This is a genomic window from Roseomonas chloroacetimidivorans, assembly GCF_049629625.1.
Taxonomy (GTDB): Bacteria; Pseudomonadota; Alphaproteobacteria; order Acetobacterales; family Acetobacteraceae; genus Roseomonas; species Roseomonas chloroacetimidivorans.
The window spans coordinates 1-1,324 of sequence record NZ_JBNBZS010000278.1; the positions used below are offsets into that span (position 1 = coordinate 1).

The 1,324-nt window shown below is 70.5% G+C and carries 2 protein-coding genes; both read left to right on the top strand.

The features are described 5' to 3' along the window. Positions 1 to 316 (top strand): hypothetical protein (locus ACO1BU_RS37410; protein ID WP_424140909.1); only part of this gene is annotated, 316 nt, incomplete at its 5' end. A gap of 460 nt (positions 317 to 776) precedes the next feature. After that, positions 777 to 1,324, top strand: a 548-nt coding sequence (locus ACO1BU_RS37415; protein WP_481133274.1) for an IS21 family transposase, incomplete at its 3' end; no start/stop codon positions are given.

Sequence of the window (1,324 nt, forward strand, 5' to 3'; positions counted from 1 at the left end):
CGAGGCCGAGCAGCTCGCTCTAGCCCTTGGAAGCGACGGCTCAGAGGGGCTGATGTTCCGCTTTGCGGTAGAGACAGAGCTAGACGGGACGGTCAGGCGCATTGTCTTTCTTGCGCTCCGCGGCGAGACGGGGCGGGTGGAGTGCTTCTGGCCCGCTCCGCTGAGTGACGGCCCTGATGAGCGCCGGAACAGCCGTAACTTCCTGCAGCTGCCTCTCAGCGCGGGTGCGAAGATGGCTGCGCGTCCGGCCCAGGCGCGCAATCGCGCGGGCTCAAAGGCATCTTCCCGGGAGCAGGGCCAGCTAGAGGGCGCGTAGCCGCCCCGCCGTTCACGGCTGCTGCGGCCGATTCATCCCTAGAGAAGCCCAGGCTTGTCCCTGCGCCTGCGGGAGAGCCGCGTGCTGGTGCCAGGATGCCTCGTGCAGGTCCTGATTGCAGCTGTCGTGTCCAGATCCCAGCCATCGCCCCGTCCCACAAGCAGGTCGCCCTGGGCCCGGGGAAACCCGGACCGCTCGGCTGCGCAACGGCGTGCTTCGGCGCCCCTGAGGTCTGGCGAGCCACAACACGACAACTCCTGCCTGGCGGGTGTTCAGCGACAACCATCTTGGCCGGTACCGACAGGCAAGTTGGCCGGTGGCCCCGGACGCAGGTCGGGCGTAGCCCGGCCGGAGACCGGGGCCACCGGCGCGATCGTCTCTATCGGGGATGATGGCGTGGGGTGCTGGCCGCTGCGGGCCGGTACGAGCGGGATCTCTGTGACCAAACGGAGACCGCAACGTGCCGGGCAAACCCGTCACCGACCAGCAAGCGAGAACCTACATGCAAGACCGACTGCGTCACAGCCAGCGCGCCGCCGCTGCCCGGGCAGGCTTCAGCGAGCGCACCGCCCGGCGGCTCGAGGGCGACCCCCGGCTGCCGTCCCAGCGCCAACCCAAACGCGGCCGTACTGTCCCCGATCCGCTGGCCGCGGTCTGGGAGCCGGTGCTGCTGCCGATCCTGCGGGGCGATCCGGCGGTGCTGGCCGTCACCCTGCTTCGCCACCTGCAGATCACCGACCCGGACAGCTTTCCCGACGACCGCCTCCGCCGGACCCTGGAACGGCGCGTGCGCGACTGGCGCGCCCTGCATGGGCCGGAGCGGGACGTCATCTTCCGCCAGGCGCCGGAGCCTGGCCGGATGGCGCTGTCGGACTTCACCGACGCCGCGGAACTCGCCGTCACCCTGGCCGGCCGGCTCCTGCCGCACCGGCTCTACCACTTCGTCCTGGCCTACAGCGGCTGGGAGCATGTCGCCGTCGTGCTCGGCGGCGAGAGCTTCACCGCCCT